Raw genomic sequence first — 16,340 nt, 5'->3', positions numbered from 1 at the left:
TCATCTCCTGCTAAAGATCTTGACCTTGTCAAGGCCTAAACCTTCGGCTCTTGAATTGAGTGTCATTCCACCGCGGTTGATACCTTCACTGCAGTATCGGCTTGCGACAATACATTCGGGACGGATTGTGCAAATGGCATAGCCAACACGGCTAGAGTCAAATCCTGAACAATCAATGCAGCACCCTGGTTGGTGGCATAGGCTTTTGCAAGTAGTCCAGCATCCGCCTTTGCCGCCCCTCCTAACTGACAATGGATGTGCGCTAGTCAACTACACCTAAACGACTTTCCAGTATTTCGATGAGTTGAGACAAGCTTAGGCCCTGCCTCTCTTCCCCAAAGCTTCGTGAAATGAACCTATTTAGAATAACTTTTAACTCACTACTTTCATCCAAACCAAACGCAGGCTCCGCCAGCTTAACCAATTCGACTTTATTTAACCTAAGGCCTAAAAATTTAACTTCGTCCACCTCAGCAGCAAGAGCCAACCTTTTTCCTGATGAATCAAATACCAAATACTCGCCTATGTCAGGCGACTCAACATAACGAACGAGCGAACTTTCAGACCCAAAAAGAGTTACGTCGCCGCCATCAACCAGAATAAGAGGAGGCTTCATTAGAATTTATCCCAAAGTGATTTATCTGTCGACTTTGACTCCCAGGGCCGATGCCTCCCTATTCCTTGGCCCGGCAATGTCTCCCCTTTTGAGTCCGTCACTCTTCGATGATAATGCGGCCACCTTCCAAGAGGATGGCCGGTTCTATTCCCAAATGGAGCAAGACGAAAATTCTTCCCCCCGCTTACTTCATATCCAAGCCGAATGAATCTGATGGCGGTTCCAGTTGCGGACAAAACCACCGGGAATCTTACAGCGACGTATCCCACCCCTAAAACACCCACACCAATCAGAGCCCCACCGCCCTGGCCTTCATAGTGCTCCATCAATTCACTCCTACTTATTCTTCCTTGAGAATATAGATTCTGCTGCCTGATAGTAGCGCAGTCGGCTGGAGACTCGCAAAACATAGGTATAACAGGCACGTCAGCAGCTGCAAAAGCGCTGCTAGGATCAAATCCGAGTTGCGCCTCTATGTACGCTTGATGCACGACAGATTGTGCACCACGCATCGTTGGACCAGGACCTTGGGTAGTAAAGTCCCCGGAACTCACGCATGTTCCGTCTCTATTTTCTATGTGTGAACCAGTGCATCTTCCATCCGCGTCCGAAAACGCAAATGGATTATTATTTCCATACCAATACCCATTGAAATTCTGGTCTTTGCCGCTATCAGTACCAACTGGGTCCACGCTCAAGAACCTCCCAATTATTGGATCATAATACCGCTGCTGCATGTATGTCAGCCCGGTGGTCGCATCCTGCACATGCCCAGTGAATCCGGGCCCATCTGTCAATGGACGGTTGAGCAGCTTGCCGTACGGTTCGTACTCGCTGGTCTCAATCAGGTTCCCGCTGGCGTCGGTGACCGCGATCGGGGTTCCGAGGGCGTCGGTGTGGACGTACTCCACTGTTTCGGCCGCCGCATGAAGAGGCAGCGCGAGGACCAGCAGCCACAGCAGTTTGATCAAGGGCTTGGCGATTCCTTTCATTTCGTATCCGATGCTCATTAGCCTCTCCCCTCAAGCGTCGGCGTGAAGACGGCGGACCAGGCCGAGCATCCGTTCTCGTTGCAAGCGCGCACCTGCACGGTGTTGACGCTGCCGGTCTTGCTCAAGGTGACGAAGGTATTGGGTCCGGAGTAGCTGACCGCACCACTTATCTCGTACCGCGTGGCGCGCGCCCTCGGCGTCCAGTCCAGTTCGAACGTGGCTGGGGAGGTGTTGATGTAGCGATAGCCGGTATTGAACGACGGCGTGGCCGGTGGCGAGGTATCCACCACAGTGGCCTGCGTATTGGAGTACGGTCCGCAGCCGGCGATGTTGCAGGCCTTGGCCCGGTAGGCGTAGCTCCCGTTGCCCTTGCCGGTGAATGCCTGACTGGTGGCGCTGGCGTTCTGCGTGGCCGTCCAGCCGCCGCTGTTAGCGCTTTCTTCCAGAACATAGCTGCTGGCGCTGGCCACGCCGCTCCAGCTCACCGTGTACCCATTGACACCGGCGCTGGCAGGCGTGCTCAGGCTGGGCGCGCCGCTCGGGGCGAAGATCACTTGAGTGGAGACGTTGCCCGAGTATGGACCGCAGCCGGCCGCATTGCAGGCCTTGATCCGGTACAGGTAGGTGCCGGCGCCGCGGCCACCGACCCCGGCGCTGGTGCCGGGAACCGAGGCGATGCCGGTCCAGGCACCGCCATTGGCGCTCTCTTCGAGGTTGTAGCTCACGGTGCTGGCCACCGTGCTCCAGCTGAGCGTGTAGCTGCCGGTGGTGTTGGTCGCTGGTGCGCTGAGCGAGGGCGCCGCGGCTGGCGCATACACGGCGAGTACCGTGCCGGTGCCCGAGTACGGACCGCACCCGGCGGGGTTGCAGCCGCGCAAGCGATACGCGTAGCTGCCCGCTGCCTTGCCGCTATAGACGTTGCTCTGCGCGCTGCCGCTGTAGGACACGCTCCAAGCGCCGCCGTTGGCGCATTCTTCCAGCGCATATGTGGCCGCGCCGGTGACCGTGCCCCAGCTGATGGTGTAGTTGCCGACCACGCCGGTGCCGGGCACGCTGATGCTGGGCGCATCGCTGGGGGCGAACTGCACCACGGCCGTGCCGATGGCGCTCCACGCACCGCAGTAGCTACCCAGGCACGCACGGGCGCGATAGCCGTAGCTGCCTGCCGCCTTTCCGGAAATCGCCTGGCTGCTCGCAGTTCCCGAATACAGCGCGGCCCAGCTGCCACCGTTGGCCTGCTCCTGCAGTTCGTAGCGGTTGGCCGAGGCCACCGCCGACCACTGCACGGTGTAACTGCCGGAACTGCTGTAGCCGGGAACGGTCACGCTGGGCGAGGCCAGCGTCGGCAGGTTGCTGACCTTGGCCAGCAGGCTGCCGCCCAGGTACACGTACTCGGTGATCTTGCCGACGCGTTCGTCGCGCTGGTAGCGCAACACGCCGTCCTGTCCGTACAGCGAGACGATGTTGCCCAGGCTCGGACTGTTGGCCAGCACCCGGCGCCCTTGCGCGTCGTAGCGGTAGGTCTCCACACCGGTGACCTCACGCAGACGGTTGCCCTTGTCGAACAGGTAGTGGATGCCGTTCTTGTTGGACAGGTTGCCCTGCGCGTCGTAGCTCAGCCCGATCACCGCCGAGCTGTCGGAACTGTTGTTGACGCTCAACAGTTGCCGATTGGCATTGTAGAAATAGCTGTAGTCGCGACTGCCGCCGACCTTGACCGCGGTCAGGTCGTCGAGCACGTTGTAGCTGTAGCGAGCCAGGTTGTCGCCGCCAAACATCACCGATTGCGTGGTGGACAGGCGATCCGATCCGTCGTAGCTCATGCTGCGGGTCTGCCGGCCATGCGCGTAGTCGGTGATGCCTCCGACGTTGCCGTTGGCATCGTAGGCATAGCCCAAGTCCAATGGATTGCTGGCGCCGCTATCGGAGCTGCGCGCCGGCAGCTGGCGCGCGTTTTGCGCCATCGTGTGCACGATGCCGTTGCCGTAGGTGAACTGTTTGATCGCCCCGTTCGGATAATAGCCCACGCCCATTGCGTAGCCGTTGGCCTGGGTAGGCTGGCCCAGTGCATTGGGCGCGTAATTCAGTGCCAATCCCGAAGGATAAGTGCCGCCGGCCGGATGGCCGTTGACTGTATAGGCGTAGCTGAGGCCAAGCGCGCTCGACCCCGGCTGGATCATGCTCTCGCTCTGTAACAGGCGGCGCTTGTTATAGGTATACGCGTTGACTACAGCGTCGCCGCCGTTGCTGTTGTTGGTGGTCACCTGCGCAGGCAGTCCATCGGCGGTGTAGACGAAAGACTGATTGCCTACGCCGTCTGGAAACGCGAGCGTGGCCAGGCGGTTGCGCGCATCGTAGCCTCTGCCGACCTTGGCGCCGGCGGCAACGTCGGCGCTGTTGCAAGCCGAAGTCGAGGTGTAGCCCTGCCCGCTGGCCGACCAGACCAGGTTCCCAGCCGCGTCGTAATCCATCACCGTGGCGCCGGTTTCCGGCTCGATGGTCTTGCACAGCTGCTGATAGCCATCGTAGACGTAGCTGCGCGTGACCGACAGCGAACTGTCGGCATTGCGGCGGCGGATCGACGTCGGCTTACCGAACACGTCCAGCGTGATGTCGGTATTGGCGCCTTCCGGATGCATGATCCACACCGGCTTGGCGTAATCCGGCTGATCGAATATCTGGAACCCGCTGACCGTCTGTTGGCCACGCGGATTCGTTACGCGGGTCTGGCCATTCGGCAAGTATTCGGTACGTGTGGTCAGCAGCCCCAGTTCGCTATCTTGCGACACGGAGGTCGCCCGGCCCAGCGCGTCGTACTCGTTCCAGGTGCCGGTGCTGAGCGAATCGGACGTTCCAGGGTAGGAGCTGAACGTGGTACGGCCGTCGTAGTCGTAGGCGAACCTCTGGAAGCGCTGGGTGCCGGCTTCGTTGCCGGCATCGAACTCGCGGGACAGCACCGGGCGCCACAGTGCATCGAAATAGGTCAGCTTGCGCCCATTGCCGGTGGCCACGGTCTGCCGCCAGTGGCCGGCGTCCAGCCCGTACTCGCTGCCGTTGACCTGTTCGAACGCCTGGGTGGTGGTGTTCCAAGCTACGCTGTCGTTGGCCGGATAGGCGATGCTCGCCATCCGACCCATGGCGTCGTAGCCATAGGTGGTGGTATAGCCGTTCTCGTCGGTGGTCGAGGTGATCCAGCCGCTGTCGTTGACCGTGGCCGACTCGGTGTTGCCGTCGGCGTAGTGGATCGATTGCGGGACGCCGCGTTTCCAGTTGGAGACGGTGGTCGTGTTGTTGTTGCCGTCCTTGACCGTGGCCAGCGTGCCGTCGCTGTTGTAGCCCAGGGTCAGGCGCAACTTGCCGAACGACCAGCGTTGCGACGGCATCGCATTGGTGTCGTAGCTGGTCTGCGACTCTACCAGCCCGGTATTGGTATTGGTGCTCTTGGCGCTCTGGCCGACGATCCACTTGCCCAGATCGTCGTAGTACTCGGTTGCATCCGTGCGCGAGTGCCAGGGGCTGGCACGGGTGACGCTGAGCGTACGTGCAAATGCATCGAAGCCGTTTGCGGTCCAAGTGTGGGAGACGCCGTTCTGCTGCACGACTTTGCTGCGCAGCGGGCGAAGCACGTTGGTCAGGGGATTGGGAATACCGAGCAACGACTGCCCCATTTCCGCAGGGAAGGGCTGCGCGTCCACGTCGGCATCGGCGAAATAGGTGTTGCTGGTCTTAGACAGCGTATTGCCGTTGGCATCCAGCGCCGTGGTACTCAGTAGGCGGCCATCGTTGAGGCCGTACATGATTCCGAATTCGTAAGCGGTGGCGGTGCCGTCCGGATTGGTCACCTTGGCCGTCTTGCTCGGCGTGCAGGTCGGGCAGGGATCGGTCGCTTTGCCCGTCTTGTAAAATTGCGTTACGCCCTCGCCCGGCAGGTAATGCCAAACCTGCTGCGCTAGACCCGGACCCGTCACGATCTTCGACGTCAGGACATAGTTGTCGGAGTAGTTGGGGACATAAGGATTCGGCGGCTGCTGACCCGTCGGTAGAGCACACCGGATGATGGGGGTATGGCTCCGGTACTGACGTCGGTAGTCGAAAGCGAACATGCCTACGGCCCCGGAAGGATGGGTCACCTGCAGCGAAACCGCGCCATCCATGAGATCAGGCTCATAGACGCAACTGCTAGCACCACCGCCGGCTGGTGGCTCGCGCTTCGGCAGCATGTTGCCGCTGACGATGCTGTAGGTCCACTGCGAGCCATCGGGTTGAGTAACCGTCTTCAGGCGATAGGCCCCTTGTGCCGATGGATACGCGGTACTGAATTCGTACCCATACGTCCAGGTCTGGCCATTGGTCTGGATGCTGCTGATCAGGTCGCCGTTGTAGTTCAGCGCGATCGCGCGCCCGTCGCTGGATTGGATGGAGGACAGCTTGTCGCCCGTATAGCTGTACGTCACCCAGTTGCCGAAGCGGTCTTCGACACGGCTGGCCGCAAGCGCGACGCGGGCACGCACAGCAGGATTACCCGTGCCCGCCTGCTCGTAGCCACCGATGGGGGTGACGATCGCGTAATCGAAGTAATACTTAACCCCGGCAGGCGAAATCGCCAGAAAGCCCTCGCCGCCATAGTTGATCGTATTGGCCAGACAACCCAAGCGCCAACCATCCTTGGTGATCCACGGACGCGCAAGGCCATCGGTCGGGCGCGGCGTCTTGGTCTGGTTGTCGACCAACAACTCCTGCTCGCCCGCACCTGGGATATGCAAATAATAGCCATGCCACATGTCATAAGCGCTGTACGCAACGCTTCCGATCGTCATCGCCGCATCAGGTATGGCAGGAATGGAACATCGCGCAGTAGGCGATGCGCCTTTTATCACCCAGCCTATGTCAGCTCGGAACTCGCCATAGACGCGCGGCGTGTCGATTTCCCAGTCGCCGAAGCCTTTTGCCGCGTATACCGAACGTCGATTCATGACCTTGAATTCGCGTCCAACCGCGACGGGCAATCCGTTGTTGCCCGGTACGTCCACGTCGGCGGCGTAAAAGCTGACGCTCATGTTGTACAGACTGATGCTCTCGCCGAAGATGTCGCCCTTCAGCGGGCCAACCACCTGCGAGGCCTTGATCTTCTTCTCGTACTCCTCGTAGGGCCCCAAATCATCTGACGCATGCGCACGCGCACCCAGGCACAGCAGCAGCATGCCGATCACCAGCCGTATTCCGACCATCGTTTGCCTCTTCCCTTTCAGCCCGTTGCGGGCCGAATTCCCTGAATGACCGCGAGGCTCCCAACGGGGGAGTATCGCGATAACGAAAATCGCAGAAAAACGCAATGCAAGCCTATCGCGCCAAGGCGCGAGGCAATCGATCGAACGGAGGATCCCCTGTCGGCCGGATCCCGGCCTCGTCGAATTATCTGACTAATTCAGGGATGGCTGTCAAGAAAATTTTCAAACATCCGATGAGCGGCCTCGCCTCAAAAAGTTCGGCGCCGTCAGCTTGCCGCTACGCAGTTCGCGTACGACCGATTCATTACAACGTCATCCAAATGTGTGGGCGTTGTATGGCGCGACGCAACTGGCACGCATGTCAAACCTCGATGCTGGCTGGCAGCCCGAGGTTTTCACAAAGCGCGACGTGGGAGAGAATCCCAGATCCTCCCTTCCGCGCTTTTTCGATGAACGCGAGCGATACCGTCGCACTGTCCTTGGATCAAGCTTCCGCATTGGTCGAACGCATCCTGCGCCATGCCGGTTTCGGCCCGGCGCATGTGCGAACCCTCACCGCCACGATCGTCGCGGGCGAACGCGACGGCTGCGCGTCGCATGGGCTCTACCGCACCCTGGGATGCGTGGCGACGCTGCGCAATGGCAAGGTCGTGGGCGATGCCGAGCCGGTCGTGCACGATCAGGCACCCGGGATCGTCCGCGTCGATGCACGCAGCGGCTTCTCGCTGTTGGCGTTCGAACGTGGCCTGCCGGCGCTGATCGAGAAGACGCGCGGCAATGGGCTGGCGGCGCTGGCGATCAACCATTGCGTGCATTTCTCCGCGCTATGGCCGGAAGTCGAACGCATCACCGAGGCCGGGCTGGTCGCGCTGATCTGCAATCCCAGCCATGCCTGGGTCACGCCGGCCGGTGGCCACACGCCCCTGCTGGGAACCAACCCGCTCGCGTTCGGCTGGCCACGCGGGGACGCGCTTCCCTTCGTGTTCGATTTCGCCACCAGCGCGGTGGCGCGCGGCGAGATCGAACTACACCGCCGCGCCGGTCTGCCGATTCCCGAAGGCTGGGGGGTGGACGCCGCCGGCAGGCCGACCACCGATCCGAACGTGGTCGCCGGCGGCGGTGGCGCGATGCTGACCTTCGGCGGACACAAGGGCTCGGCGCTTTCCGCCATGATCGAACTGATCGCCGGGCCGCTGATCGGCGACCTCACCAGCGCCGAATCGCTGGCGCATGACGCCGGCACCGGCGCTTCCCCGTACCACGGCGAATTGATCATCGCCTTGGACCCGGTGCGGTTCCTGGGCGCGGAGTGGGCGGCGCACATGGCACGCGCCGAGGCGTTCTTCGCCGCCTACCAGGACACCGGTGCGCGGCTGCCCTCGCAACGCCGCTATCAGGCACGCGCACGCAGCGTCCGCGAGGGTGTGCGGATTCCGCACGACCTGCACCGGGACCTGCTGAAGTTGTTGGAGTAGCCGGCGCAGCGCGGCTGTGCGGCGCGAGCGCCAAGTGCCGCCCAACGTCACGGCTGCGCAGGCAACAAGGCGCCGCATCGATCCGAAAGCCTAGCCGTCCAGCGTAAACGGCAACCGGACATAACACGCATCGAGGGAAGTGCCGGATTCCTGCGGTCGCCTATTTACCGGCAGTCTGGTACTCGCCGTATCAGTCGTCGGCGCCGTCACAGTCGCGCAGTAGGCCGACGTCATGAGCGCTGATCGCCACGCCTTGGCGATCGTTCCACAGCACCCCAGGATCTGTCCGCACCGGCGGCAGCCATGTACGGGCTGCCGCCAGGATCGCGCACTACGACATCGAAGCCCGCGTGCAGACGCCGACCGGGAACGGCGTCCGCACGTCCTGGTTCGGACTGGACGACAGCAGGCCTAGAACTTCACCGTCGCCCGCGCCCAGTAGTAGCGGCCGAGCAGGTCGTAGGTGGCCACGTCGGTGTTGGCGTTGCCGACGTTGTTGGCGTAGTACAGCGGCGGCTGCTTGTCGGTGAGGTTGTCCACGCCGAGTTCGACGCGGGTGCGCCACTGCGCGAACTGGTAACCCACTTGCGCGCTGTGATAGACGTAGGCGCCGATGCCGCGCACCACCCCGGGCTCGCCGACGTCGGCCGACAGGTTCTGCCGCGCGTCGGCGCTGCCGATCTCGGTGGCGCCGATGTAGCGCATGCGGTAGTTGGCGCTCCAGTTGCCGAGATTCCAGCCCAGGGTGCCGAGCGCGCGCCAGCGCGGGAAGTTGCCGTAGGCCTGGGTGTACTTGCCGGCGTTGTGGATGGTGACGGTGTTAGGGTCGGTGCTGTCCGGGTTGACGTCGTAGCGGATGGTGTAGGTGCCGTTGAGGCCGGCGTTGAAGCTGCCCCAGGCGGTGTCCGGCAGGCGGTAGTTGAGGCTGAAGTCGGCGCCGCGCGCCCACAGCTTGCCGAGGTTGACCGTGGGTTCGGCGACGTAGTTGATGGTGCCGTTGTCGTTGCGGTGGATCAGCGCGCAGAACGCGCTGCCCGAGTTGGCGTAGCACTGGTTGAACACGGTCTGCGCCGACACGGTGGTGATGGTGTCGTTGAGATCGATGCGCCACACGTCGGCGCTGATCGACAGCCCGTCCAGCCAGCCCGGATCGTAGACCACGCCGAAATCGTAGGACTTGCCGGTCTCCGGCTTGAGCTGGTAGCCGGCCACCACCGCACCCGAGGCCTTGGCCCCGATCTGGTTGTCCGCCTGCTGGTAGCTGCCGTCGGTGGGCACGTTGGCGCAGGCGCCCTCGTGGCCGCCGGTGTAGCCGTTGCAGGGATCGTTGACCGTGGCCGAATCGCCGACCACGCCGGAATACAGTTCATTGATGTTGGGCGCACGGAACACCTGCGAGACGGTGCCGCGCAACAGCAGGTTCTCGATCGGGCGCCATTCCAGCGCAACCTTGCTGTTGGTCTTGCTGCCGACCGAGTCGTAGTCGGAGAAGCGGCTGCCCACGGTCAAGTTCAGCGAATGCACCAGCGGCAGTTCCGACAGCAGCGGGAACAGCGCCTCGGCATAGGCCTCCTTGACGCTGAAACTGCCGCCGAGCACGGTGGCGCAGTATTCGATCACCCCGCACAGGCCGTTCTCGTCGCCCGTCCACAGCGCGTCGGCGGCGGTGGAGGTGCTCTCCTTGCGGTAGGACACGCCGGCGGCCAGGCTCACGGTGCCGGCCGGCAGCTCGAACAGGTTGCCGTTGGCGTTGGCCTCGAACTGCTTGACCCGGTACACGCTGGTGACGATCGGGTTGACCACCAATGCCTGCAGCGCGGCAAGGTTGTTGGGGCTGTTGAGGTTGAAGATGTCGATCGGGGTACAGCCGGCGATCGCCGCGCCGGCGCTGCCGCACTTGACCGTGCCGTCGCTGTCCAGGAACGAGGGGCCGACCGCGGCGTTGAACCCGGCGTAGTCGAGGAACCCGTTGTTGATCGATTTCTGCTTGACCTTGCCGTAGTTGATGCTGGCGTCCCACTGCCACGAGCTGTCGCCGAAGCTGCCGCGCAGGCCCGGATTGATCTGGAAATTGTAGGTGTTGTACTCGTAGCGGCGATTGCCGAGCACGGTGGCGCGGCTGTTGAAGTCGTTGTAGGACTGGCCGGCGCTGCGGTCGGTGCCGAAGTTCAGCCCGAACGGGTTGTAGTAGCTGGCCGAGGACACCAGGAAGTTGTCGCCGTTGGAGAAGATCGGGATCGGCGCGATGATCGAGGCCGAGCTGGTCTTGCTGAAGTAGCTGTTGACGTAGCCTTCCAGGTGATCGTTGAAGCGGAAGCTGCCGATCACGAAGGCGTTGGTGCGCTCCTGCGGGGTCTGCAGCAGGTTGTACGGCTGGTAGTTGTAGGAATCGGTGGAGGCGACGTAGCAGTGGTACTGGCTGGGATCGGTCGGGCTGCTGCTGCCGCCATTGAAGGTGACGCGCGAGCAGCCGTTGCTGGCCGCCAGCGCCCTGGCCTGGGCCGAGCCGTCGTTGAAGCTGATGCTGCCGGTCGGCGTGGCCGAGGAGCCCTGCTTGACCGGCACGCCGCCGATCAGCGACAGCGCATCCTTGGAGTAGCCACGCGCGCCGGCCGACACCGGATCGATGTCGTGGTAGGACACGCCGGCGATCACGCTGCCGCGGTCCCAGGTCTTGCCGGCGGTCAGCGAGAAGTTGCGGCGGTTGCCGTCGCTGCGCGAGCTGGTGCCGAAATCGGTGCTGGCCTCGATGCCGTCGAAACTCTTGCGCAGGATGAAGTTGACCACGCCACCGATCGCGTCGGAGCCGTACACCGCCGAGGCGCCGTCGCTGAGCACTTCCACCCGCTCGATCATCGTCGCCGGGATCGCGTTGACGTCGTTGCTGGCCAGGCGCGTGCCGTTGACCAGGATCAGTGTGCGCTTGTCGCCGAGGCCGCGCAGCGAGATGGTCGAGGCGCCGGTACCGCCGCCGTTGTTGGTGTTGGGATTGGTCGCGTTGCCGGCGATCGAGGGCAGTTCCTGCACCAGATCGCCGAGCGTGGCCTTGCCGGTGGCCTCGATCTGCGCGCGGCTGATGGTCACCACCGGATTGGCGGTTTCGGTGTCGACGCGGCGCAGGCGCGAGCCGGTGACCACGATGCTGTCCAGGGTCTGGGTCTTGCCGCCGTCCGCGTCCGCCTCCTGCGCCAGCGCCGACCACGACGCGCCCAGCGACAGCGCGGCGATCACCGCCAGCGCCAGCGGCTGCGGCACCGGTGCGTTGCGATGCGAGGAAGGGTTTGCGTGTGGAAACGACATGGGAATCTCCTGAGCGATGGCGACACGGGGCATGGACGAAAACGAATGGCCGAACGGATCCGCGCCGGCTCTGCGCCAGCGGACGGTTGATGCAACGAGCGCGACGCTTCCAGCGCCGCCAGCAACTGCGTTTCCCGCGCCCGGTCTATGCAAGAACGGACGCAACGGCGGGGATGCTCGATGTCCTTCGCGCAACGCGGTGCGCGCGGATCCCCGGTATTGCAGATGGAGGGCGAACGGCAGCGGCGGGTCCTGTCCCGCACGCCGGCGTGTCGGCCGAAGAAACAGCCAGGTCATCACGTTTTAACGACGTGGTCACAATGTGCCCGGAAGTGGAGCCTGCGTCTTGTCGCAATTAGCGGCTCTGCATGCGGAATAATGCATGGTCGTGACCATCCGGCGCGTTGCTTGCTTGCCCGCCGCGCATGCGGGCTGCTGCACACGCGACATGATGGTTATGCGCGGCAGAGCTTTGCTTGATGCAACTCGGCATAGCGCCAGTCACCCCGGCAGCGTTGCGATGCGCGCGTAGCGGACTTTCGGCATCGGACCAGATGGCGATCGAAGCGCGAGCGTGGTCGCATGCGCGGCGGGCGGCATGCGCCGCCACGCGTGCCGCCGCCCGTGCGCTCAGTGCGCGCGTACGGCCGGCGGCGGCGACAACCGCAGCAACACCACGCCATGCGCGGCGACCTGCACGCTGCGCAGTCGCTCGGCCGCCTGCGAACGGCCGCGCCACAGATCGCGCCAACGGCGTCCGTGCAACGCGGTGCCGGCGTCGTCGGCCGTCAGCATCACCTGCTGCGGCTGCGTATCGCGGTTGAATACGCCCAGCGCGACGCCGCCGTCGGCCAGCGGCTTGCGCCAGATCTCGATCGCGCCGTCCTTGCGCACCGCCCTGCCCTGCACGCCCAGCGCATCCTGGTCGATCGCCAGCACCTCGCGGTTGCGCAGGATCGCCAGCGTCGCCGGCGTCATCTGCCGCAGATCGTTGCCCAGCAGCAGCGGCGCCGCCGACAGCGCCCACAACGCCATGTGCGTGCGGTACTCGTCCACGCTCATGCCGCCGTTGCCGACCTCGAGCATGTCCGGATCGTTCCAGCCGCCCGGCCCGGCGTCGGCGGGATCGCCGTTGCGGTCGAAGCCGATCGAGGCCATCTTCGCGTAGCTGTCCTCGATGTCGCCGGTGGTCCGCCACAGATGGCCGCCGACCTCGCGCCCCCATTGGCCGACGTGGTCGCGGCCGTACTGGCACAGGCTGTAGACGATCGGCCGTCCGGTCGCGCGCAGCGCCTGGCCCATCTGCAGGTAGGCGCGGCGCACCTGCTGCGGATCGCGGAAGATGCCTTCGCCCGAGCACAGGTCGTACTTGACGTAGTCGATGCCCCAGCCGGCCCAGGTGCGCGCGTCCTGTTCGACGTGGCCGTAGCTGCCGGCGTAGCCGGCGCAGGTCTTCGGCCCGGGCGAACTGTACAGGCCGAGCTTGAGGCCTTTGCCGTGCACGTAGTCGGCCAGTGCGCGCATGTCGGGGAAGCGCGCGTTCGGCTGCAGCACGCCGTCGCGGTCGCGCTCGCCCTGCCAGCCGTCGTCGATGTTGACGTACACGTAGCCGGCATCGCGCAGTCCGGACGCGACCATCGCGTCGGCGATCTGGCGCACGGTGGCGTCGTCGATATGTTCGGCGAACCGGTTCCAGCTGCTCCAGCCCAGCGGCGGGGTCCGCGCCAGGCCGTCGCTCGGCAACGCCGCGTAGTCCGGCAGCGGCGTGACGGGGAATGCCAGCCGCGCCGCATCGGCCTCGCTGCCGCGGCGCGCGCGCACGTCGACCTGCTCGTCCCAGATGCGGCCGGCCACGTGCAGCTGGCCGTCCTCCAGGGTCGCGGTCCACGGCTGCGCCGGCAGCCGCGGATTGCCGTTGTCGATCTGGAAACGGGCCACGCCGCCGTCGATGAGCAACTGCTGCATCGGCACGTCGCCGTACCAGTCGGTGGTGATGCTGCCGTGCGGTCGGCCATCGCGCTCGGCGATGCGCAGGTAGCGCGGGCCGGGGAACGATGGGCCCTGGTCGATCACCCAGATGCCGTGCAACGGGTTCGCCGAACGCGCCGCCGCGGCCTGGGACAGCGCATGTGCGCAGCCGCCGCTGCCAACGGCGGCGAGCGCGAGCAGGCCGTGCCATAGCCAGCGGCGAGCGCAGAAAGCGGAGCGCGCGGCCATCGCTGGCTCCTGGCGGGGAACCAGGCCAGCGCCGCGCGCGTGCGCTGCGGCAGCGCTCATGCGCTCGCGGCCGGGATCAACCAGCCGCCGAACAACGGCCCGGCGGTGTCGCCGTGCTGCGGCTCGATGCGCAGCGTCAGCTGCGCCGCATCGCGGGTCAGCGCCGGCGGTAGCGGATAGTCGCGGTCGACGAAGTCGATCACCTGCCCGCGCTCCACCTGCACCTCCACCGCCAGCTTGCCGTTGACCAGGATGTTGAAGCGGCCCTTGTCGCTGCCCCAGAAGCGCAGGCGCAACGCCAGCGGCTGTGCGCTGCCGCGCATCTGGAATTCGACGAAGCCCTTGCCGCGCACGTCGCGGCACTGCTGGCGGCGGTAGGCGCCGCCGAAGGAGGTGTCGCTGCGCAGCTTGTGCGCCTGCTCGGAGGCCTCGTCGCCGAACTGGATCATGTCCACCGCACTGGCCTGCAGCGCCGCGCGCTCGGCCTGCTGGCGGGTGCGCCGCGCCGCCTCCTGCGCCCACTGCGCCGGCGCCATGCGCTTGAAGTACAGAGCGCTGCGGCGTTCGTACTGCGCGTAGAACGGCACGAAGGTCAGCCCCTGCGGCTGCGTGCTGCTGGCCAGGAAATGCCCGGACTGCGGCAGTTCGGCGAAGCCGGCCAGCGGGTCGGCGGTCGCCACCAGCGCCGGGTCCGGCGCATCGTAGGGTTCGGCGACCGGACCGAGGTCGGCGGCCAGCGCCAGCGGACCGCGCATCACCACCACCGTGTCGGCATCGCCGGCGGCGTGCTCCAGGCGCAGCGGCGTGGCCAGGTCCAGTTCGATCACGTCGCCGCTGCGCCAGTCGCGCTCCAGCGCCAGGTAGCCGTCGGCCAGCGTGCCGCGCTGGGCCTTGCCGTTGAGACGTACGGTATAGCGGCCCTGGCACCAGGCCGGCAGCCGCAGCAGCAGGCGCCGCGGCGTGCGCGCGCCGGCGCGGCGCAGCTGCAGCCGCACCTTGCCGTTGTCCGGCACGCCGCTGTCCAGTTCCAGCGCCAGGTCGCGCTCGGGCCAGTCCAGGGTGGAAGGGATGTACAGGTTGACGTACAGCGCCGAAGCGTCCTGCCAGTAGATCGAATCGCCGAACTGCGCGTGCGCTTCCATGCCGCTGCCGACGCAGCACCAGAACGAGTCGAACTTGTCGGAGAAGCCGCGCTCGCCGCCGCTGATCATCGGCGTCATGTAGGTGAACATGCCCGTGCCCGGATGCTGCGCGGCCATGACGTGGTTGTGCAGGGTGCGTTCGTAGTAGTCGAAGTAGCGCGCCTGCGGCGTCCACTGGTACAGGTGCCGGGTCAGCTTGAGCATGTTGTAGCTGTTGCAGTGCTCGCAGGTCTGCTCGGTCAGGAACGCGGCGATGGTGTCCGGTTCCTGGAAGTACTCGCGGTCGGCGTTGCCGCCGATCACGTAGCTGTAGTGCGCGGTCACGGTTTCCCAGAAGAAGCGCGCCGCGGCGGCGGCATCGGCGTCGCCGGCGACCTCGAACTGGCGCGCCTCGCCGATGAACTTGGGCACCTGGGTATTGGCGTGGATGTGCGGCAGCGCGTCGCGGCCGGCCGCCGCCGGGTCGATCACCTTCTCGTGGCGCAGGCGCTTGCCGATCGCGATCCAGCGTGCGTCGCCGGTGCGCGCGCCCAGTTCGATGTAGGACTCGTTGAGGCCGCCGAACTCGGTGTCCAGCAAGCTCTGCATCTGCGCATGGTCGAGCGCGTCGAACACGCCGGCGAAATAGCCGGCCATCGGCACCAGCACCGCCAGCGCCTGGGCGTTGCCGGCCAGCGCATGCGCATCGAGCAGGCCGGCGAACAGCTTGTGCTGGGTGTACAGCGGCGACCAGCTGCCGTTGAGGTTGAACTTGCTGCCCTTGATGATGCCGCGGCGCACGTCCTCCATGACCGCCTTGCCGCCCTCGATCTCGCCCTTGTCGTTCTTGCGGGTGAAGCCGCCGACGTAGCCGTCCGCGTCCTTCGCCTGCGCGCGCGCCAGTTCGGCGACGATGTAGTCGATGCGCTTGCGCAGCTCGGCGTCGCGGGTCTGCGCATGCATCTTGGCCAGCGCGCTGAGGTAGTGGCCAAGGGTGTGGCCGGCGATGGTGTCGCCTTCCCAGCCGCCGTAGACCGCACCCTTCGGCGGCAGCCCCGCGTACTGCAGGAAATTGTGCAGCAGCCGGTCCGGTTCGAGCTCCATCAGGTAGCGGCGATTGGTCTGCAGCGAATCCAGGAACAGCGAGGGTTTGAGCGTGACCTGCTGCAGCGGTAACGCCTGCACGCGCCCGGCGCTGGATGCGGCCGCATCCAGCGGGAAGCGCAGCAACCCGGCGGCCATCGCCAGCGCGCTCCATTGCAGGAAGCGGCGGCGCGATGGATCCAGCGCCGCCGCATCGGCGGCGGCGGCGTGCGCGCACTGCGCCGTATGGACATGACCCGAACCCGGACTCATCGGGCACCGCTCTGCTGGACGGCCTCGGGACGCGG

The 16,340-nt window shown here is 64.9% G+C and carries 7 protein-coding genes; 1 reads left to right on the top strand and 6 read right to left on the bottom strand.

What is annotated here, in order from left to right:
- Positions 1-262: 262 nt before the first annotated feature.
- Genes NUG20_RS08525 through NUG20_RS08515 form a run of 3 tightly spaced genes read right to left on the bottom strand, consistent with a single transcriptional unit; the run spans position 263 to position 6,809 of the window.
- Positions 263-616 (bottom strand): hypothetical protein, encoded by a 354-nt coding sequence (locus NUG20_RS08525; protein WP_263397920.1) that lies wholly within the window; start codon positions 614-616, stop codon positions 263-265.
- Positions 616-1,626 (bottom strand): RHS repeat domain-containing protein, encoded by a 1,011-nt coding sequence (locus tag NUG20_RS08520; RefSeq protein ID WP_263397919.1) that lies wholly within the window; start codon positions 1,624-1,626, stop codon positions 616-618. The genes NUG20_RS08525 and NUG20_RS08520 overlap by 1 nt, the downstream gene beginning before the upstream one ends.
- Positions 1,626-6,809: an RHS repeat domain-containing protein gene (locus tag NUG20_RS08515; RefSeq protein ID WP_263398424.1), complete on the bottom strand. Its 5,184-nt coding sequence runs from the start codon at positions 6,807-6,809 to the stop codon at positions 1,626-1,628. Before NUG20_RS08515 ends, NUG20_RS08520 begins: the two co-directional genes overlap by 1 nt.
- 476 nt (positions 6,810-7,285) lie before the next feature.
- Here NUG20_RS08515 and NUG20_RS08510 point away from each other — a divergent pair, with 476 nt between their 5' ends.
- Positions 7,286-8,311, top strand: coding sequence for an Ldh family oxidoreductase (locus NUG20_RS08510; protein WP_263398423.1), 1,026 nt, complete (start codon positions 7,286-7,288; stop codon positions 8,309-8,311).
- Between the two features lie 411 nt (positions 8,312-8,722).
- Here NUG20_RS08510 and NUG20_RS08505 read toward each other — a convergent pair whose 3' ends face one another.
- The 3 genes from NUG20_RS08505 to NUG20_RS08495 all read right to left on the bottom strand — a co-directional run bounded on the left by NUG20_RS08505 (position 8,723) and on the right by NUG20_RS08495 (position 16,305).
- Positions 8,723-11,611 (bottom strand): TonB-dependent receptor, encoded by a 2,889-nt coding sequence (locus NUG20_RS08505; protein WP_263397918.1) that lies wholly within the window; start codon positions 11,609-11,611, stop codon positions 8,723-8,725.
- A 630-nt stretch (positions 11,612-12,241) separates the two neighbouring features.
- A complete protein-coding gene (locus NUG20_RS08500) occupies positions 12,242-13,828 on the bottom strand; it encodes a glycoside hydrolase family 27 protein (RefSeq protein ID WP_263397917.1) in 1,587 nt (528 codons plus the stop codon).
- 56 nt (positions 13,829-13,884) lie between these two features.
- A complete protein-coding gene (locus NUG20_RS08495) occupies positions 13,885-16,305 on the bottom strand; it encodes a glycoside hydrolase family 127 protein (protein ID WP_263397916.1) in 2,421 nt (806 codons plus the stop codon).
- Positions 16,306-16,340 lie beyond the last annotated feature (35 nt).

It is taken from the genome of Xanthomonas sp. CFBP 8443, from assembly GCF_025666195.1.
Lineage (GTDB): Bacteria > Pseudomonadota > Gammaproteobacteria > Xanthomonadales > Xanthomonadaceae > Xanthomonas_A.
Note: the sequence above shows the minus strand (reverse complement) of the source record. Positions and strands in the feature narration are given on the sequence as shown.